The following is a 19751-nucleotide window of genomic DNA, read 5'->3' as shown; positions in this document are numbered from 1 at the left end:
CCCCGCCGCTTGGGAAAGCGGCGGGGCTCATCATCAGGCCCTGAGGGCGTTGATGCCTATCAGACGTGGTCGCTGACGCGGTCACCGACCAGGGTGTCGGCGCGGCCGAAATAGGCGCCAATGCCGGCTGCAAGAAGACCCATGACCGAGAGCAGGGTGAGCATCAGAGCTGCTGCCGCAATGGCTTCGCTGGTCTGCTGCGCGGTTTCCACTGCCTGCTGGCGCGCTTCTTCAACAGCGTTCTTGGCGGTTTCGATCGCCGAGTTGACGCTTTCGCGCACGTTGTTGACGATGCCTTCAGCTTCCGCCGGGGTGATGCCGAGACGGTTTTCCAGAACGGTCATCGCCTGGTTGGCGTCCTGTTCGTTCAGGATTGCGTTCGGGCCTTCGACCATCTTGTCGAAGAATGCCTCGATGTCAGCACCGGCGTCGCTGGGGGTCCGCAGGATGTCGCCGAGCGTCTGGCGTGCTTCTGTGATCGCTGCCTGCTGCTCCTGCTGGCTGAACACGTTCCGGAAGGCGGCTTTCGCTTCGCGGCGGATGTTCGCCTCGGTGATGCCTTTTTCACGCAGCGTGGTCTGAACTTCCTGCGGGAGGGCATCGATCGAGAGGCTGTCCACGATGTTGGACGGGTTCGGCAGGGACAGATCATCCGGCACGACGGCGCGGGTAACACTGCCAACAGCGCCTGCGGTCTTGCCGATGGCGTTGCTTGCTGCACCGAGCATGGCACCGCCGCCTGCGATGGAGACATAGGCGAACACGATCGTCGTCACGGCCCAGACCGACACGCCGTGCAGGACGGACGCGGTGGTGCGGGGAATGCCGGCCAGACGTGCAGCGATGTAACCGCCGGCGCCGAGCGCGATAAGCTGGGTGACCACGACGTAGATGGCCGACGTGATGCCCATCCCGGAGGTGGGATCTGCGTCATAAAGCGGGTCGAAGTTGGCCGCGCCGATGCCGATGCCGAGCGTCGTGAACAGGATCATCAGCGCGGCAGTGGCCACGCAGCCTGCGCCGATGGCGCCCCAGGACACGCGCCGCGCGATCGCGCCGGTGGCAACGGCGCCGAGCGGTGCCGATGTGTAGGTTTCGCTCATTTGAGTTCCTTGTGCATGTTTCTTCCCATCGCGGCAGATGGTGACGCCACCCGCCCGCCACGACACTGAACTGTGGTGCGGTTTGCGAGGCGCTGAGTTCTGAAATAATCCGGTCAGGACACCGCGGGTGTGTCCGTGCCCGGCAGCGAGCATTGTCACTCACTAATCTTTGAACGCAGCGTTTGTTCCCACCGGTTCGGAAACAATCCCTAGCGCGAAGGGGCAGGCGGGGCTGGTGTCAGCTGGAAAGCGGCAGCCAGATCCACAGCGCGACGAGGGTCGCCAGAAGCACCGGCGGGGTCAGCACGACGCCGACCTTGATGTACTGGCCCCATGTGATCCGCTGGCCCTTGCCGGCGAGAACGTGCAGCCACAACAGGGTTGCCAGCGAACCGATGGGCGTGAACTTCGGCCCCAGATCGTTGCCGACCACATTGGCGTAGATCATCAGCTCGCGGGTGAGGGCGGGCACGTCGGCCTGGTCCACCGCAAGCGCGCCGACGAGTGTTGCCGGCATGTTGTTCATCACCGAGGCGAGGGCGGCCACCACAAAGCCGGTGCCCACGGTGGCGGCGAGGGTGCCCTGCCGGCTCAGCCATTCCAGCACGCCGGCGGCAATGTCCGTCAGACCCGCGTTGCCGAGGCCGTAGACCACCAGATACATGCCGATGGAAAAGAGCACGATCTGCCACGGCGCGCCGCGCAGGACCTTCATCTGCGGAACGACGGCGCCGCGCCCGCCGGAGGCCCAGCGGCCGGCAATGGCCATGAGGATCAGCGCAGCGGCGCCGGTGACGAAGGCAATGGGCACACCCAGCGGCCCCGTCACGAAATAGGCGAGGAGCAAGAGGCTGAGGAGCGGGAAGGCGGCCCGGAAGACCGCGCGGTCGCGGATGGCATCGCGGGGCGCTTCCAGCGAGGCCGTCTCGTAGGTTGCCGGGATGGAGCGGCGGAAATAGAGCCAGAGGACCAGAAGCGTTGCCGCCAGCGAGACGAGGTTCACCGGCACCATGATTGCGGCGTAGCGACCGAACGAGATGTCGAAATAGTTGGCGGTGACGATGTTGACGAGGTTGGACACCACGAGCGGCAGGCTGGTGGTGTCGGCCACGAAACCGCACGCCACCACAAAGGCCAGCGCGCCGGCCGGCGGCACCGAAAGGCGCAACATGATGGCAAGGACGATCGGGGTGAGGAGCAGCGCTGCACCATCGTTGGCGAACACCGCCGCAATTGCCGCGCCCAGAAGGACGATCAGCGGAAACAGGATGTGCCCGCGTCCGCCGCCCCAGCGCGCCACATGAAGCGCCGCCCACGCGAAGAAGCCGGCTTCATCCAGAATGAGCGAGATGATGATCAGCGCCACGAAGGTGAACGTGGCATCCCAGACGATGTCCCAGACGACGCCGACGTCCGCAAAGCCCACCACGCCGGTCGCCAGCGCCACACCGGCGCCTGCAAGAGCCGACCAACCGATGCCCAGTCCCCTGGGCTGCCAGATGACCAGAACGAGAGTGGCAATGAAGATCGCGAACGCGAGCATGTGGAAGCAACCTCGGTCGCGTTGGGGGGATTGTGACAGCGCCCCCTCATTCCATGCGATTGTGAAGGCTGGATGACACACGGCCGCTGTTGGCGCGCGGCGCGGGCTGTGTCACACGCCTGTCACGCGCACGGCGCTAGGGCCGCGGGGAGGGTCGTGTGGATGTGTTGGAGAGCCGCGGGTGGCACGCCCTAGGGGAGTCGAACCCCTCTTTCCAGAATGAAAATCTGGCGTCCTAACCGATAGACGAAGGGCGCATCACTCGCGGCAGGGCGGTTTATAGGCAGGCATGGTGATTGAGACAACCCGGGTCACGCACCCGAATGACGGAAAACGCGAAAATTTCTGCGATGCAGGACCGGAAGGGCGGCCGGCCGGCATCAGTTTGCGCGGCCTGACCAAGCGTTTCGGCAAGACGGCCGCTGTGGATAACGTGACGCTCGATATCGCGGACGGAGAATTTTTTGTGGTGCTCGGCCCGTCCGGCTGCGGCAAGAGCACGCTGTTGCGGCTGATTGCGGGGCTTGAGACGGCAGACAGCGGCACCATCAGCCTTGCCGGCGCACCGGTGGCCGGAGACGGCCACAGCGTGCCGCCGGAGGGACGCAGCGTTGCGGTGGTGTTTCAGTCCTACGCGCTGTGGCCGCACATGAGTGTGCGCAAGAATGTCGCCTTTCCTGTGGAAAGTGGGAATTTCTCCCGCAAGGACGCGGCTGCCATTGTGGATGGTGCGCTGAAGGCGGTGGCGCTGGAGCCGTTTGCCGAACGCAAGCCCGCGGGCCTGTCGGGCGGTCAGCAGCAGCGCGTGGCGCTGGCCCGGTGCCTTGCCTCCCGTGCGTCCACGGTGCTGATGGATGAGCCGCTCGCCAACCTCGATGTGCATCTTCGCGCCACCATGGAAGACGAGCTGGCGCGGGTTCACGCCGCATCCGGCGCAACGACGCTCTACATCACCCACGACCAGCGCGAGGCCATGGCGCTCGCCACGCGCGTTGCCGTGATGCAGAGCGGGCGCATCCTGCAGGTGGCCGCCCCGCAGGCGCTTTACGAGCGACCTGCGAGCGAGCCGGTCGCCCGCTTCATCGGCCGCTCCACCATTGTGGACGCAACGCTGCGGGACGTGAACGGCACGATGGCAACGGCGGACGCTGGCGGTGCCACCTGGCCGGTGGCGTGCGAGGCGGGCACATCGGCGGGGCCGGCGCGGGTGGTGATCCGGCCGCACCATGTCGTGTTTTCGCAAGACGGGCCGCTTTCGGGCACGGTGCAGCGCACGGCCTACCGCGGCGGCATGTTCGAAATGTATGTGGACACCGGCACGTTTTCGATTGCAGCGGAAACCCGTCAGCCGCCGGGGGATGGGCCGGTGCGCCTCGGGTTCGCCGGGGGCTGGGCCCTGCCGCCGGGTTGATGCCGGGCGCCTTCCGAAAATGCTACAGTGCAGACAAGCCGGCCCGAACGAGGAGACACACCCATGCGCGTGACGATGCCACTGGATCACGTCCTGATCCTGCATGACGATCTGGGCACCGCCGTCACGGGCCTGCACCGCCTCGGCTTCCGCCCCACGCCGCCCGGTTACCACGGCGATGCGCTTGGCACCGAAAACGTGACCATCATGCTGCCGGACAGGGAAACCTACTTCGAAATCATGGTGGTGCGGCAGCCTGCCGATGCCAACGCGGACAAGCGGGCCTTTTTTGCAGCGCGCGGGCGCCATCCATTCGGCGCCGCGTTCAAGGGCGAGGCGGCGGCAGCCCATGGCCGCTTTGCCGAACTGGGCATCGAACAGGGCGATCCGGTCGACTTTTCACGTCCGGTGGAGCTGCCGGGCGGGCAGCGGGAGGCCTCGTTTTCCATCGCGCCGATGCGCGCCGGTGCGTTGCCGGCGCTCTACACCTTCGTCTGCGAGCACCATACGCCGGACGTTGTCTGGCGGCCTGACTATCTGAAGCATTCCAACGGCGCCGGCGCACTCACCGACCTGTGGGGCCTTGCGCCGGATCCCATGGCACTGGCCGGCGCCTGGCGCGCGCTTTACGCAGACAGCGTAACCGAGGATGCGGACCGCCTCTCCGTCGCCACGGGAACCGCCCGGATCACGATGCTGTCACCGGCAAGATGGGCTGCCATGTTCCCGTCTGTCGCGGCGGATCCTGCGGTGCCCGGTTTCCATGCGGTGGGCTTCAGGGTCGCCGCGCTGGACAGTCTGCGCACGACACTGGCGGCACAGAACGTCGCGTTCGTTGACGGTGGCGATACGCTTGTGGTGGCCGACGAATACGGAATTGGCGCGGCCGTTGTGTTCGATGACGGGGCAGGACCCCGCGGTGCAGCCGGGCTTGGCTGAAACGGACTGTGAAGCTAGAAGCAAGGTGCCGGCTCAGAAGGCTGGCGATGCTCACGGAGTAACAGTGCCGATGCCGATCGAGGTCACGAACCAGACACAGCGCGGCGTGGCCGTGGTCAAGGTGGACGGCCGGGTCGACAGCGTGACGTCGCCCGAGTTCGAGGCCGCGGCGATCGCGCTCGTCGGCGAGACCGGCACGCCGATGGTCCTCGACCTTGGCGGCGTCCACTACATCAGCAGCGCGGGCCTCCGGGTTCTTCTGAAGCTCAACAAGCGGATGCGCGCCCAGTCCCGCGAATTCGCGCTCGCCGCCATGCGCCCCGATGTTGACGACATTCTGGTTCTGACCGGATTCGACAAGCTGTTCGAGCGGTACGGCACGGTGGCGGACGCCGTTGCCTCGCTCAGCCTGGACACCGCATGAGACATCAAGCGAGCGGGCCGCGCGGGATTTGCGGGCGTCGGAACGCGCGGTGGCCCGTTTCACGCAGCCAGCGTCGGGGATGTTGAGGACGCCAATGGCATTTCATTTCGGCTCGTTCACGCTCAACGTCGGCCAACGCAGATTGCTGGATGGGGATACGTTCATTCCCGTTGAACCCAAGGTGTTCGACGTTCTCCACTTTCTCCTGCAGAACCGTGAACGTGTTGTGGCGCGCGAGGAGCTGCTGGCGCACTGCTGGCCCAATGCGGTGGTGAGTGACGGCACGCTCAGCCGTTGTCTCAGCCGCATCCGCCTTGCTCTCGGCCAGCCGCGGGATGCGGACGTGCCGATCCAGACGCTGCACGGCGTCGGTTACCGCTTCGTCGGCAACGTGACGACCGATGACGCGCCGCAGCGACAGGGCACGCCCGATGTCGACGAGCCGGCGGCTGCCGCGCCGCTGGCCGAGCAGGTCAGCGGGCCGGAGCGCCGTTTCGTGGCCATCGTCGACATCAGCTTTGCGCCGCTGGGCGGCAGCATGGTCGACCGGTCGGGCGATCTTTTCGACTTTCTTCAGCAATGCCGCGCCATCGCCATGCACCATGCCTGCGTGATGGTGGGGTCGCTGGGGTCCAACTTCATCATTCAGGCTGGCTACCCGGCGGCGCTGGAGCAACCGGCCCTCGTGGCAACAGCCGCCGCAAACGCCTGCCTTGCGCGGGCCGACGAGCTGGAAATCGTCATGCGCGCCGGCGTCACATCCGGCCGTGCAATTCTCGGTCCGGTGTCCGACAGCGATGATGTGACCGCGCTTCTGGGTGTTTCGCCCCTGCGGGTGACCGGCCCGCTTGGCACCCAATCCGAAATCTTCCTGGACCAGCGCACCGCCGATCTGGTGCGCGATGGAGCCACCTTTTCCAAGGTGACGCGGCAGCTTGCCACCGGCGAAGACGCGGACTTGCTGCGCCTCGACAACGCTACCCCGGTGCTGGATGCCGTTGGCGCGGAGGACGCGGTGTTCGTCGGCCGCGACCACGAGCTCCTTCAGCTCGAGGCGGCGTGGCGCAAGACCAAGGCCGGGCACGGCCAGATCGCGACCATCCTCGGCCAGGCGGGGATCGGCAAGAGCGAGCTGGTGAAGCGGTTCATCCACCGTGCGGGGCTTGCGGAAACGGAGGTTCTGGTCGGCCGCTGTTCTCAGCACCACAGCAACACGCTGTTTTATCCTCTGCTCATTCTGGTGCGTGCGCTTCTGGGCATAGACCTGCGCACCCCGCGGCTGGAGGCGCTCACCAAGATCGAGCATTATCTGGAGGTGACCGGCAGGCCGGCGGAAGACCATTTGCCGATGCTCGCCTCGCTCCTGACCGTGACTGCCGCCGACAGCGAGCTTTCCGCCCTGCGGCTCAGTCCGCAACGGCGCTACGAGCGAACCATGGAGACCATTCTCCTGATGATCACGGCAGCGGTGGAAGCGCGCCCGCATGTCCTGTGGATCGACGACATGCAGTGGGGCGACCGGGCCACCAAGGAAACGCTGCGGGCGCTGATCGAACGCTTTTCGTCGCTTCCGCTGATGATCGTCCTGACCAGCCGCACGCCGGTGGAAGACGTTGCCGACCACGGCCGCACTGCCTTGGAGTTCAAGCTGTCCCGCCTGACGCGGAGCCAGAGCCTGAAGCTCCTCGGCAGCCTGGAAGAGGAGGCGGGGCTGCCGGCCCGCCTGATCGATACGATCATCGGCCGCAGCGACGGTGTGCCTTTGTACCTGCGCGAAATCACCCGTCTTGCCGGCTCTCGCGGATCGGCGGCAGCGGGGGGCGCGGTGCTGGCGCCGGACCTGGTGCCGGACAGCCTTCAGGGGCTCCTCCTCAGCCGCCTTCTGGAATGCGGCACCGCGCGCCCGCTGGCCCAGTGGGCTGCGGTGGTGGGGGAGGAATGCCCGCGCCCGCTCCTTCAGATGCTGAGCGAACTGGGGGACGCGGAATTTGACGAGGCGATGGAAAAGCTCACCGCCCACGACATTTTTGAAGAGGACCAGTTTTCCGCGCACCCCGCCTACAGCTTCCGCCATGTGCTGATGCGCGATGCGGCGTATGGCTCGATCGTGCCGCAGGAAACGCGGCAGCGGCACCGCAAGGTGGCCGAAACGCTGGAACGCAATTTCCCTGAAATTGCCGAAACCAAGCCGGAGCTTGTCGCCGTCCAGTACGAAGCATCCACCCGGCCCGAACGGGCGGCACGCTACTGGCAGCTTGCCGGCCAGCCGGGCGGCGATACCTGACCGGATCGAAGGTTAATTGGTGCGGGTCCGGCTGAACTTGATGCGGACAGCGCGCTTCCAGGAAGGCCCGCAAACTAAGCTAGCTCTTGCTATTTGCCTTTAACATTTTGCTAATGTTGCTGCTCTGGCTCACAACACATTGGAGCCTGCGGGCGTCGCAGGGAACCTTAGATGACACTTCTGAAATCCGTGCTGTCCGGCGGCGGTCCGAAAACCAGCCACTCGCATGTGGTGAACGGTCTCGGCCTTGCCATTGTCGGTGGCACGTATGCTGTGGGCGACGTTCTGCCGGGTGACCAGGATCTGGGAGAGAAGTTCGGTGTTTCGCGCAGTGTGTTGCGCGAGGCGATGAAAACCCTTGCCGCCAAGGGCATGGTCGTTCCGCGCACCCGCATCGGGACCCGCGTCACCGACAAGCGCCTGTGGAACTACCTCGATGCCGATCTTCTGAAGTGGCATTTCGAGTTGGGGGTGGACGAGAATTTCATCCGCCACCTTTACGAAATGCGGCTTGCGCTGGAGCCGTCGGCGGCGCGTCTCGCCGCGCAAAACCGCGAAGACGGCGACGCTGCGGCAATTCTGGCGCTGGCCGACCGGATGCTGGAGCCGCACACCACGGAGAGCTTTGCGCTGGTCGACCTTGAATTTCACCGAGCGGTGTTCGAGGCCACAAAGAACCCGCTGCTGCATTGCACGGGCAATGTGATCGAGGCGGTGCTCATGAACGTCCTGCAGAACTCGTCGCCGGCGTCCGACCCGGCGGAGACTGTGCGGGTGGCCGGCCGCCACCGGGCGCTGGGCGAGGCCATCGAGGCCCGCGACGACGACGCCGCCGAAGCGGCGATGCGCGTCGTCATCATGCACGGCTGGAGAGGTGGCCCGGAGGCCACCTGACCGCACCGCGCACCGGGTTCTAGCTGTCGCCGTCGAGGGCGCGCTGGAGATTGATCGCCGCCGTGATCAGCCCAAGGTGCGTGAACGCCTGCGGGAAATTGCCGAGACCCTGGCCGCTCGGCCCCGTCTCCTCGGCATAAAGGCCGACATGGTTGGCAAAGCCCAGCATCCGCTCGAAGATCAGCCGCGCCTGATCGCGCCGCTCCTCGTTGTGCCACCCGGCCCGCGCCAGCGCGTTCACCAGCCAGAACGTGCACAGGTTGAAGGTGCCTTCGGTGCCCTGAAGCCCGTCCGACGTATGCTCGTGGTTGTAGCGGTAGACCAGCGAGTTGGCGACGAGGCCGCCTTCGCTGGGTGACTTCATCACGGCGTCCAGAAACCGGTCGGTCCGTTCCTCGCTGGGCGACAGGAAGCCGGTGATGATCATCATCAGGTTGGACGCGTCGATGGCATCGCTGCCGTAGCTCTGGAGGAACAGGCCGCGCTTCTCGTCCCAGCCCTTCTCCATCACCTCGTTGTAGATGGCGTCGCGCGTTTCGGTCCATTTGAGGAAGTCGCAGGGGAGGGAGCGGTCGGCGGCGATCTTCAGCCCGCGGTCGATGGCGACCCAGCACATCACCTTGGAATAGACGAAGTGCTTGCGCCCGCCTCGGGTTTCCCAGATGCCCTCGTCGGGCTCCTGCCAGTGGTCGATCACGAAGTCGACCAGCTTCACCACGGTCTTCCATCCGTCGAAGCCGATGGGCTTGATTTCGCGGTTCAGCAGGAAGAGCGCATCCATCAGCTCGCCGTAGATGTCGAGCTGGAGCTGGTTGTAGGCGCCGTTGCCGGTGCGCACGGGGCGCGAGCCCATGTAGCCGTCGAGGTGGTCGAGCGTCTCTTCCTCAAGGTTCGAGCGGCCGTCGATGCCGTACATGATCTGCAGCGACCCGTCGTCGTTGGGGTGCTGCGCCACGTTCTGCAGGAACTCGGCGAAGGCGACGCACTCGTCCATGAAGCCGAGGCGGGCAAGCGAGAACACCGTGAACGCAGAATCGCGGAGCCAGGTGTAGCGGTAGTCCCAGTTGCGCTCGCCGCCGATCTCTTCCGGCAGGCTGGTGGTGGGCGCGGCGACAATGGCGCCGGTGGGTGCGTAGGTCATCAGCTTCAGCGCCAGCGCCGAACGGTCGACGATCTCGCGCCAGCGGCCGCGATAGGTGCTCTGGGACAACCAGTTGCGCCAATATTCGACCGTGGCCCTGAACGAGGCCTCGCAGTCGACGTCGCTCATCCGGTGCGGAATGTCGGCCTCATCGACGAACTCGCGCAGGATGAAGGTGGCGCTTTCGCCCGCATTCAGCGTGAAATTGGCGGTGACGGCGCCGCCTTCCACGGCCAGCGGCACGGAGGATACCAGCGCAAGGCCGATGCCTTCGGACCGGAAGACCGCGCCTGCGTCCTGAATCTCCACCGTATGGGTGTCGCGCGAGAAGTTGAACGCCGGGTGGCAGGACATGTGCAGGTCGATGGAGCCGCGCACTGCGGTGACCTTCCGGATTACCTGCCGGTGCGAGCTCTTGTAGTGGGAGCCGTCACCCACCGGCATGAAGTCCACCAGCTCGGCAGCAGCCAGAGGGAGCAGGAAGCGCGTGACCAGCACGTTGGTATCCGGCCAGTAATTCTGCCGGTGGTTGGTGTTGGCCTCTTCAACCGGGCTGATCTGGAAGAAGCCGCCCTTCTGATCGTCGAGCATCCGGGCGAAGACGGAGGGCGAATCGAAACGCGGCAGGCACAGCCAGTCGATCGAGCCATTGAGGTTGACCAGCGCGGCGGAATGCATGTCGCCGATGATGGCGTAGTTATCAATAGGTTGGTACGCCATTGAGGCTCGTCCCCTTCGTCTCGTTCAATTGACGTGACACGGTAGTGGAACGCGCCCCGCGATGCGAGACGACCTGACAGACGAACGGAGATCCAGATGTCCAGCAACGGACCTTTCAACACGACGCTTCCGAACTATCGCAGCCAGCCGCAGCTTCTGGAGGGGCAGGCCGCGCTGGTGACGGGCGCCAATTCCGGCATCGGCCGCGCCGTCGCCATCGGTCTTGCGCGCGCCGGTGCCAGGGTCGCCGTCAACTGGGTCGTCGGCGAGGAGGCGGCCAACGACGTGGTCGCGGCCATCGAGAAGGAAGGCGGCAAGGCCGTTGCCGTCTACGCCGACGTGTCGAAGGAGGACGACGTTGCCGCGATGTTCAAGACGGCAATCGAGGCACTCGGCACCATCGACATTCTGGTTCCCAACGCGGGCCTCCAGCGCGACGCCAAGGTGACCGACATGACGCTGGCCGAGTGGCAGAAGGTGATGGACGTGAACCTCACCGGCCAGTTCCTGTGCATCCGCGAGGCGGTGAAGGAGTTTGACCGCCGCGGCGTGAAGCAGGAAGTGTCGGTGGCGGCGGGCAAGATCATCTGCATGAGTTCGGTGCACGAGGTGATCCCGTGGGCGGGGCACATCAACTACGCGGCCTCCAAGGGCGGCATCCAGATGATGATGAAGAGCCTAGCGCAGGAGCTGGCGCCGCGCCGCATCCGCGTCAACGCCATCGGCCCCGGCGCCATCCGCACCCCCATCAACACCGACGCCTGGAACACCCCCGAAGCCTACGACAAGCTGATGGAGCTCGTCCCCTACAACCGCATCGGCGAGCCGGAAGACATCGCCCAGGCGGCAATCTTCCTCGCGTCCGACATGGCGGACTATATTACGGGGGTGACGCTGTTCGTGGACGGCGGGATGACGTGTTATCCGGGGTTTGCGGAAGGGGGGTGAGGGGGCCGCTTGCCGGCTCCCCCGGACTGGTTGCCACGCAATCGCGATGCTGTTGACGAAACGACAAATCTAGTTATATCGTGATCTATGGACAGAACACGACAGACGGCGCAGGCCCTGGCCGCCCTCGGGCATGAAGTGCGGCTGGAGATTTATCGGCTGCTCGTTCGCGCGGGCCATGATGGGCTCAATGTGGGCGACATCGGGGCGCAGCTGGGGCGGCCGCCGTCGACCCTTGCGCACCACCTGTCGGCGCTGGTCGCCTCCGGGCTGGTGGCGCAGGAGCGCCGCGGCCGCGAGGTGATCAACCGCGCAGACTACGATGTGATGAGCCGGACCGTCGCCTTCCTGACCGACCAGTGCTGCACCGGCGTCACCCTCGTCAAAGACGATGCCGCCTGATGAAGAGCCGCGTTTGCACGTCCAACATAACGACTTTACTAGAGGTATCGTGATGATGACTGTTACCGATCTGAACACCCGTGCGATTAGTGCCGGTTTCGTGCGCCGGGTGGGGCCGGGCGTGCGCATATGGCTGGTCTCCGCGGCTCTGCTTGCCGCAATAGCGCTGTTCAGCCCTGCGCAGGGGGCGGCAAGCGCGGTCTTCACGGCGCAGAGCCTCGTGAACACCGCGCCCTACCTGCTGCTCTCCATCCTCATTGCGGCATGGGCACGGGCAACGGGCGCCGATGGTCTCATCGCCCGCGCATTTACCGGTGCGCCGGCTGTGATGATCCTGCTGGCAGCCCTTGCAGGCGGCCTTTCGCCATTTTGCTCGTGCGGGGTCATCCCGCTGATTGCCGCGCTGCTGGCGATGGGAGTGCCGCTTTCGGCCGTCATGGCGTTCTGGCTGGCCTCGCCGGTGATGGACCCGTCGATGTTCATGATGACGGCGGGCCTGCTCGGAAGTGAATTTGCCGTGGCAAAGACGATCGCCGCGGTCGGCCTCGGGCTGTTCGGCGGCTTTGCGACACTCGCGATCGTCCGGATGGGGGGGCTGGCCGAGCCGCTGCGCGAGGGCGTCGGCAACGGCGCGTGCGGCGGATCCATCGTGCGGACCCGCAAGGATGTGGTGTGGTCCTTCTGGCACGATGACGCGCGGCTTCGGCAGTTCTGGCGGGAGGCGGGCAGAACCACACTGTTCCTGGGCAAATGGCTGACGCTCGCATTCCTTCTGGAAAGCCTGATGATCGCGTACCTGCCGGCCGACCTTGTGTCGTCCGTCGTCGGCGGCGCGGGGATCGTGCCGATTGCTGCGGCAACCGTGGTCGGTGTGCCAGCCTACCTCAACGGGTACGCGGCGCTGCCGCTGGTGTCGGGCCTGATCGAGCAGGGGATGGCCCCTGGCGCTGCGCTGGCGTTTCTGGTTGCCGGCGGCGTTACTTCCATTCCGGCGGCCATCGCGGTCTTCGCGCTCGTGAAGCGCACCGTGTTTGCGCTCTACGTTGCGCTGGCGCTGACGGGTTCGTTTGCGGCCGGGCTCATCTTTCAGGCGGTGGCGTCCTGAAACGGGATCGCCTCGTTGTCAGCATCGGCCACCGGGTCAGGGACAAACAAAAACGGCGGGGCCAAGGCCCCGCCGTTTTGCATTCTTTGGCCCATAAAGCCGAAGCCTAGTTGTAGGCCGCCTGCGGAGAGCGGCCGCGGCCTTCGCCGCGCGACGCGCCCTGGGGGCGGCCGCCGGGGCCGCCGGGGCGGCGGTTGCCACCACCTGGACGGCGGCGGCTGTTGCGGGACGGGCCGCTGCGGTCCGGCTCGTCGGCGAGGAAGCCCGCCGTGGTGCCGCCGGCGCGGGTCAGCGGGATGTTGGTCAGCCGCTCGATCGCACGCAGGAGCTTGCGCTCTGCCGGATCGCACAGCGAGACCGCAATGCCGGTGGTGCCGGCACGGGCAGTCCGGCCGATGCGGTGGACGTAGACTTCCGCCACTTCCGGCAGCTCGTAGTTGAACACGTGAGAGATGTTGTTCACGTGGATGCCGCGGGCTGCAATATCGGTCGCGACCAGAATGGGCGTCTCGCCCTTCTTGAAGTCGTCAAGCGCACGCTCACGCTGGTTCTGGCTCTTGTTGCCGTGGATGGCGACAGCGCGCAGGCCGACATTGTTGAGGTGCTTGGTCAGCTTGTCCGAGCCGTGCTTGGTGCGGCAGAACACGATGGCGCGCGTCACGTCCGCTTCGGTCAGAAGCTTGGCGAGCACGTCCTTCTTGGTCGACGCGTCCGCTGCAATCACCGACTGCTCGATCTGCTCGATCGGGCGGGAGACCGGCGCAACGGCAACCTCTGCCGGGTCCTTCTGGAACTGCGCGGCGAGACCACGGATCTCGTTCGGCATGGTGGCCGAGAGGAGTGCGGTCTGGCGCGAACGCGGCACCTTGGCGAGGATCTTCTTGATCGGCGGCAGGAAGCCGAGGTCGAGCATCTGGTCGGCCTCGTCGAGCACCACGAACTTGGTGAGCGACAGGTCGATGGCGCCGGTCTGCAGGTGGTCGAGCAGACGCCCAGGCGTTGCGACGACGATATCAACGCCGCGTGCCAGATTGCGGATCTGCGGGCCGGGCTTCACACCGCCGACGACGACGGTGAGCGAAGCGCGCATGAACTTGGAGTAGCGGCGGATTTCCTCGGCGATCTGCGTGGCGAGCTCGCGGGTCGGCGTTAGTATCAGACCGCGGCAGGACTTGGAGGCCGGGCGGCCGCCGTCTGCGTGGATCTGGTTGAGGAGCGGGAGAACGAACGCGGCGGTCTTGCCGGTGCCGGTCTGCGCGGTGCCCAGAACGTCGCGGCCTTCGAGCAGCGGCGGGATCACCTTCGCCTGAATGGGCGTGGGGCTCTCGTAGCCTTCGGCAGTGACGGCACGCAGAAGCGGCTCGGCAAGGCCGAGGTCGGTAAACTTGGTCAAATTAAATCTTTCGTCAGCCGTGGCACACACTGAAGTGCAGCGCAGCGGCATGTCTTCGGCGATGGAAGCTTGCGTAGATCAGCTGCCTTGGATTGACGCACCCCTACGGGCACCCTTCCCGGCAACGATCCGACGACACAAACCGACGACCACGACGAGAAGCTTGCATTTGCCAGACGATAATCGACCGTCCACGCGCAAACACTGTTCGGTAGATAGACGATGCCCCCTGTTGCCGCAAGGTTTTGCGTGGGATCCAGACCCCCCGCGGATGCATTGCACGAATGCCGTGGCGGTCAGGCCGACAGGCGTGCCGGGTCGAAGGGGGCAAGGTCGACGGCGCCGCTGTGGCCGTCGACGAGGAGGCACGCCATCGCCTCGCCGGTGGCCGGACCATTCAGAATGCCCCAGACGCCGTGGCCGGTTGCCACAAACACATCGGCGACACCCGGCACCTTGCCGATCAGCGGCAACCCGTCGGCGGCCATGGGACGGAAGCAGGCCTGCCGCGCGATGATCCATTCCGGCGTCAGGTGCGGGGAGAGGGCGGCGCACAACCGTTCCAGCTGTGCGCTGGCGGCAGGGTCGGGTTCCACGGCGGCGGCGTGGGCCGGCAGCGGCGGTTCGCTCGAAATTGCGCAGACGTAGGTGGTGCCATCGGCGCGCGGAAAGATCTCAGGCGAGAGGATGGCGCCGGTCTGGTCGCGGCATTGCAGAAAGAGCGCCTCGGGCGGAATGTCGCCGCCGGTCTGGAACACCAGACTGTGCCCTTTCACCCCGAAGACGGGCGCAACGGGCGCCCCTTCCACAAGATTTGTCCAGGGACCCATGGCAAGGACGGCCTTGTCGCAGGCCATGGGCTGGCCGTCGACCTCAACGGATTCAAGAGCACCTGCGCTGTGGGAGACCCGCGTGACCTCGCCGGCCAGGAGGGTGGCGCCCGCGTGGACGGCAGCGCGCATCAGCGCGTCGGTCAGGGCGCCGGGGTGAACCTGCGCAGTGTCCACCGGAAGCCCGATGGTCTGTGTGATCTGCACTTCGGGCGACATCCAGCGGGCGGGTTTGTCGATCGCGGGCGCCGGGCGGGCCGCGATGCGCATGAAATCAGCGGTGCCGGCATAGGTGGTCAACCCGCGATAGCCCCAGGGGCTAAAACCCTCCGCGGCCAGTTCTGCGTGCAGTGCGAAGCTGCGCCGGGCAAGCTGTTCCACCGGCGTACCGTCACACCAGTCCCGCGCAAGAAAGCCGCCGGATTTGCCTGACGCGGCTGCGGCCACGCCGGTGCGTTCCACAACGGTGGTGCGCACCCCGCGGCGGGCCAGAAACAACGCCGTTGCCGCGCCAATGATGCCGCCGCCGCAGATGATGACATGCATGATCGCCAGATCCTGCTGCAGGAGATGGGTGCAATCATCTGCCCTGGATTTGCCGGCAAAGTCCATAAGCTGGTGGAATCTGCCGCAATCTCCGCGAAAGCGCCCGTGTGTATTCGATTCGGCTGTCGCGACTTCGTTTGTGCGAGTGGAGAGATTCTGGATGAAACATGAACACGAGATGGTCGCCGCTGCGTCATCCTCGCATGGCGCAGGGCGTGCTCGCTTTCAATTGTTTCGGAATATCAGCATCTCGAAAAAGTTTGTCTTTGCTTTCGCCACTCTTCTCGTCCTGACAAGTTGTGTCAGCGCGTTTGTCATCATGCAGCTGCAACTGGCACAGACCAGTTCCGCAAAAATGGACAGGATGGCGAAGTTGGCGCTCGCGCTGGAGCAGAGCTACAACGCGCTCAGCCGTCAGGACAGTTATCTGGTCGAGCACTTCATCGCGCCCGGCCAGGATACGAGCGAGCAATATGACAAGCTTGTTGTCGTGTTTACAGAGCGGATTGCCACTGCGCTTGCTCTCACTGAAAATTACCCCGCCCTGAACCGGCGCATCCGCGAAATTGAGCAGCGCGGTGTCAGCTGGCGCGAGACATTCGCGGACGGCCACTTCGAGCCGGAAGATGTTCGGTTGGACCGGGACGAGATTGTCGTCGCAGCGGAGGCCGCCGGCTCTGCGGTGCGCTCGATTCTGACACTTGTGGACGAAGTGATTGCCATCTCGCTGGCCGAACTCGCCGAGCTGGACGCTCAGACCGAGGCCGCGAACCGCAGCTCGGAGCTTGCCACATTGCTGGGTGCCGTGGGCACCTTCGTGATGGCGATCGGGGTTGGCGTGGCGCTGATCTTCAGCATCGCAAGGCCTGTCCAGCGGATGACCGCCGCGATGAACGCGCTTGCCGCCGGTGACCGCACCATCACCGTTCCCGAGCGCGACCGCCGGGACGAGATCGGTGCGATGGCAGGCGCCCTGCAAATCTTCAAGGATGGTGCGGACAAGGTGATCGCACTGCAAGAGGAGCAGCGGGAAGCCGAAGCGCGTGCGGCGGAAGAGGCCCGGGAGGGCCGCCTTGAGCTGGCGACGAATTTCGAGCGCTCCGTCGGCTCCATCGTTGAACAGGTTTCGGGGTCGGCAGAAACCATCCAGGACACTGCGCGCTCCCTTGCGAGCACCGCTGAAGACGCAGAGGAGGAGGCGACAAGCGCCGCCGGGTCCACGCAGGAGGCATCGAGCAACGTCGAAATGATCGCCAGTGCCTCCGAGGAGCTGTCGTCATCCATCTCCGAGATCAGCGAGCAGGTGAACCAGTCGGTCCGCACCATCAACAGCGCGGTGGACGAAGCGCGCAGCATGGATCAGGAAATGGCGGCTCTCGCGTCGGCGGCGCAGGAAATCGGCGCGGTGGTCAGCCTCATTTCGGACATTGCGAGCCAGACCAACCTGCTGGCTCTGAACGCCACCATCGAAGCTGCGCGCGCGGGCGATTCGGGCAAGGGTTTTGCCGTCGTCGCCTCCGAGGTGAAGAACCTCGCCATGCAGACGAGCCGAGCCACTGAAGAGATCACCGGCCGTATCACTGGCATTCAGGACGCCGCGCGCACCTCTGTCACGGCAATCCAATCCATCGGCAACACGGTCGGCAAGATCAACGAGATCGCCTCCAGCATTGCCGCAGCGGTGGAAGAACAGACGGCGGCTACGGCCGAAATTGCCCGCAATGCGCAGCAGGCGTCCGGCGCGACAATGTCGATGAACACGTCAGTCGCCGACGTTCAGGAGGGCGCCCGGAAGACCGGGGAGGCGGCCAACCGAATGCTGGAGGCCGCAGCCGGCCTGACGAGACAAGAAACCGAACTGCGCAAGGAAGTTGCGATATTCCTTCAGGCTGTGAAAGAATAGATCGCGGAGCAAGACCTTCGAGGCTCGTTCTCGCAGGTAGACGGTGCATGCTTCAAACTTCATGCACATAATGCAGGCGAGCTATAATCAGCGTCGTCAGATTTGCAGAAAATCGTCGCAGCCTTGCAAATGACCACCTTTGCCCCTTAACCGTCCTTTGGACAGCAAAGCTTCAATCTGTGTGGGCGTGGGTAATTTATATGGCGTATTCGATGGGGGTTCCTCAGTCGATGGTTGTCGGAGCGGCAGTGGCGCGCCGCACCATCGGGACGCTTCTTCTGGCTCTGGCTTGTATTGCGGCGGTCGCCCACGCATCCGCCCAGGCACAAGACACTGAGCAGAGCCCCGCCTCCGAACCTGCCACTGTATCAGACCGGACCGTAGCCCCGGCGGTGCAACCGACCGTTCAGGCCAATGGCGTTGTCGACCCGCTCGACACCATCTCGCCGCTTTCGCCTGCGCCCGTCTCATCGCCGCGGCAAACCTTTGTCAGCTTCCGATCGCTGGCACAGGGGGCGGCCGACTCCCTGATGGCCGCATTTGACGTGTCGGCTGATAACGACGCCATCTTCGACACCCCCGAAGTCCTGGAGCTCAAGGATCAGGCGCTGGATCGTCTGGCGCGCGCCACCACCACGTTGGACCTGTCGCAGGTGCCTCCGGCAACCCGGCGCACAGTCGGCGTCAATTCGGTCCTTCTTCTGGAAGAGGTGATGGACCGGATTGTGCTGCCCGATCTTGCGTCGATCCCCGGGAGTGCAGAGGTTGCGGAGGGCGCAGCCGCCACCGGCTGGACCGTGCCCGGCACACAGATCCGCATGGTGCGCAGCGAAAGCCCGTCGGGTGAGCCGGAGTTCCGCTTCTCGCCCAGTACGCTTCAGGCGCTGCCGGAATATTATGCACTGGTGCAGGATTCGCCCCGGCTTTCGGCTGACGCGATCGACTTTTATCAGCACTTCGTCACGGGTCCGGGCTTGTCGACGCCTATCGAGCTTTACCGCTACGTGCTGCAGCTGCCGCCTGCCATGCTCAAAAACTACTATGAGCAGGCGCTGTGGCAGTGGATTGCCCTTGTGGTCATTACGGCGGTGACTGCGGCGCTTGTTGCCGGGCTCCTGCGCTGGGAGGTGCGGCGGGCGCAGTCGATCAGTCCGCTGCGCCGGGCCTTTCACCGTGTGTTCGTACCGCTGCTCATCATTGCGACGCTCAGTATCTACCACTGGGTGGTCGATGAGATCATCAACCTCACCGGAGCCGTGCTGGCCTCGTTCGAGCTGGCGATCGAGCTTGCGGATGCGTTCGCTTTCGCACTTCTTGCGGTGTTCCTGTTCAACCTTGTTGCGGCCCTCGTCATCGCATCGCCGCGGTTCAAGCAGGAAAGCCTGGACGCCAGCCTGATCCGCCTGCTTCTGCGGGTGATCGGCATCATCTTTGCCGGTTACATCCTGTTCCTCGGTGCGCGGGACGTGGGTATTCCGGTCTACGGCATTGTTGCCGGCCTCGGTGTCGGTGGTCTTGCCATCGCGCTTGCGGTCCGCCCGACACTGGAAAATTTCATCGGCGGCATCATCCTTTATGCGGACCGGCCGGTGAAGGTGGGCGACTTCTGCATGTTCGGCGACCAGCTGGGCACTGTGGAGGCCATCGGGTTGCGTTCCACCAAGGTGCGCGGCCTCGACCGCACCCTGATGACGGTCCAGAACTCCGACTTCGCCCAGATGTCGATCACCAATTTCACCCGGCGCGACTCCAACCTTGTGCACACCACCGTCGGCCTTCGCTACGGCACGACGCCTGCGCAGATGACGGACGTCTGCGCCGGGCTCGAGGCGATGCTGAAGGCCGACGACCGGGTCAAGGACGATACGGTGCGTGTGGTTTTCCGCAGCTTTGGCGAATACGCGCTGAACGTGGAAATCTGGGCTTACGTGAAGAGTGCGGACTGGACCGAATTTCTGCGCATCCAGCAGGAGCTTCTGATCGGCGTTCTGAAAACCGTCGAGGAGTCCGGCAGCAGCTTCGCGCTGCCCTCGCAGATCAATTACGTCACCGGCGATACGCCAAACACAGGGGGCACCGCACCGGCGGGGCCGGGCGCGGGCCCGCCCGAGCTCTTCAGCCAGCTTGCAGCCGCTGGCCGCCGCTGACGCCGCGGTCGTCGCTGC

15 protein-coding genes and 1 tRNA gene are annotated in these 19751 nt (G+C 65.1%); 10 read left to right on the top strand and 6 right to left on the bottom strand.

From position 1 onward, the window contains the following. Positions 1 to 59: 59 nt before the first annotated feature. The 3 genes from RDV64_RS21280 to RDV64_RS21270 form a co-directional block, all read right to left on the bottom strand. A complete protein-coding gene (locus tag RDV64_RS21280) occupies positions 60 to 1103 on the bottom strand; it encodes a hypothetical protein (protein WP_309196977.1) in 1044 nt (347 codons plus the stop codon). Between the two features lie 238 nt (positions 1104 to 1341). Next, positions 1342 to 2646: an arsenic transporter gene (locus RDV64_RS21275; protein WP_309196975.1), complete on the bottom strand. Its 1305-nt coding sequence runs from the start codon at positions 2644 to 2646 to the stop codon at positions 1342 to 1344. Positions 2647 to 2828: 182 nt separating this feature from the next. Further along, positions 2829 to 2903: transfer RNA gene (locus RDV64_RS21270), tRNA-Glu, on the bottom strand. A gap of 35 nt (positions 2904 to 2938) precedes the next feature. On the opposite strand from RDV64_RS21270, the gene RDV64_RS21265 reads away from it, so the two are divergent. The 5 genes from RDV64_RS21265 (at position 2939) to RDV64_RS21245 (ending at position 8598) form a co-directional block, all read left to right on the top strand. Continuing rightward, the gene (locus RDV64_RS21265) at positions 2939 to 4057 is read left to right on the top strand and encodes an ABC transporter ATP-binding protein (RefSeq protein ID WP_309196974.1); all 1119 of its coding nucleotides are present in this window, start codon (positions 2939 to 2941) and stop codon (positions 4055 to 4057) included. 63 nt (positions 4058 to 4120) lie between these two features. Continuing rightward, positions 4121 to 4996 (top strand): VOC family protein, encoded by an 876-nt coding sequence (locus RDV64_RS21260; protein WP_309196973.1) that lies wholly within the window; start codon positions 4121 to 4123, stop codon positions 4994 to 4996. A gap of 70 nt (positions 4997 to 5066) precedes the next feature. Next, the gene (locus RDV64_RS21255; protein ID WP_309196972.1) at positions 5067 to 5420 is read left to right on the top strand and encodes an STAS domain-containing protein; all 354 of its coding nucleotides are present in this window, start codon (positions 5067 to 5069) and stop codon (positions 5418 to 5420) included. A 94-nt stretch (positions 5421 to 5514) separates the two neighbouring features. Beyond that, a complete protein-coding gene (locus tag RDV64_RS21250; RefSeq protein WP_309196971.1) occupies positions 5515 to 7704 on the top strand; it encodes an AAA family ATPase in 2190 nt (729 codons plus the stop codon). Positions 7705 to 7875: 171 nt separating this feature from the next. Then, on the top strand, positions 7876 to 8598 hold the full coding sequence (locus tag RDV64_RS21245) for a FadR/GntR family transcriptional regulator (RefSeq protein WP_309196970.1): 723 nt from the start codon (positions 7876 to 7878) through the stop codon (positions 8596 to 8598). Positions 8599 to 8617: 19 nt separating this feature from the next. Here RDV64_RS21245 and RDV64_RS21240 read toward each other — a convergent pair whose 3' ends face one another. Continuing rightward, positions 8618 to 10459, bottom strand: a complete 1842-nt coding sequence (locus RDV64_RS21240) for a glycoside hydrolase family 15 protein (RefSeq protein ID WP_309196969.1) — start codon at positions 10457 to 10459, stop codon at positions 8618 to 8620. A gap of 96 nt (positions 10460 to 10555) precedes the next feature. Here RDV64_RS21240 and RDV64_RS21235 point away from each other — a divergent pair, with 96 nt between their 5' ends. From RDV64_RS21235 to RDV64_RS21225, 3 genes are all read left to right on the top strand, one after another. After that, the gene (locus RDV64_RS21235) at positions 10556 to 11407 is read left to right on the top strand and encodes an SDR family oxidoreductase (protein WP_309196968.1); all 852 of its coding nucleotides are present in this window, start codon (positions 10556 to 10558) and stop codon (positions 11405 to 11407) included. 87 nt (positions 11408 to 11494) lie between these two features. After that, positions 11495 to 11809 (top strand): metalloregulator ArsR/SmtB family transcription factor, encoded by a 315-nt coding sequence (locus tag RDV64_RS21230; protein WP_309196966.1) that lies wholly within the window; start codon positions 11495 to 11497, stop codon positions 11807 to 11809. 52 nt (positions 11810 to 11861) lie between these two features. Beyond that, positions 11862 to 12914, top strand: a complete 1053-nt coding sequence (locus RDV64_RS21225) for a permease (protein WP_309196965.1) — start codon at positions 11862 to 11864, stop codon at positions 12912 to 12914. A gap of 106 nt (positions 12915 to 13020) precedes the next feature. On the opposite strand, the gene RDV64_RS21220 is transcribed toward RDV64_RS21225, so the two are convergent. Then, positions 13021 to 14307, bottom strand: a complete 1287-nt coding sequence (locus RDV64_RS21220) for a DEAD/DEAH box helicase (RefSeq protein WP_309196964.1) — start codon at positions 14305 to 14307, stop codon at positions 13021 to 13023. Positions 14308 to 14603: 296 nt separating this feature from the next. Beyond that, complete coding sequence (locus RDV64_RS21215) at positions 14604 to 15683, bottom strand: FAD-dependent oxidoreductase (RefSeq protein ID WP_309196963.1); 1080 nt, start codon at positions 15681 to 15683, stop codon at positions 14604 to 14606. A 28-nt stretch (positions 15684 to 15711) separates the two neighbouring features. Here RDV64_RS21215 and RDV64_RS21210 point away from each other — a divergent pair, with 28 nt between their 5' ends. Beyond that, a complete protein-coding gene (locus tag RDV64_RS21210; RefSeq protein WP_309196962.1) occupies positions 15712 to 17586 on the top strand; it encodes a methyl-accepting chemotaxis protein in 1875 nt (624 codons plus the stop codon). Positions 17587 to 17834: 248 nt separating this feature from the next. Then, positions 17835 to 19733 carry a mechanosensitive ion channel family protein gene (locus RDV64_RS21205; RefSeq protein ID WP_309196961.1) on the top strand — a complete coding sequence of 633 codons (1899 nt, stop codon included), beginning with the start codon at positions 17835 to 17837 and terminating at the stop codon, positions 19731 to 19733. Positions 19734 to 19751: the final 18 nt, after the last annotated feature.

It is taken from the genome of Acuticoccus sp. MNP-M23, assembly GCF_031195445.1.
Taxonomy (GTDB): domain Bacteria; phylum Pseudomonadota; class Alphaproteobacteria; order Rhizobiales; family Amorphaceae; genus Acuticoccus.
Note: the sequence above shows the minus strand (reverse complement) of the source record. Positions and strands in the feature narration are given on the sequence as shown.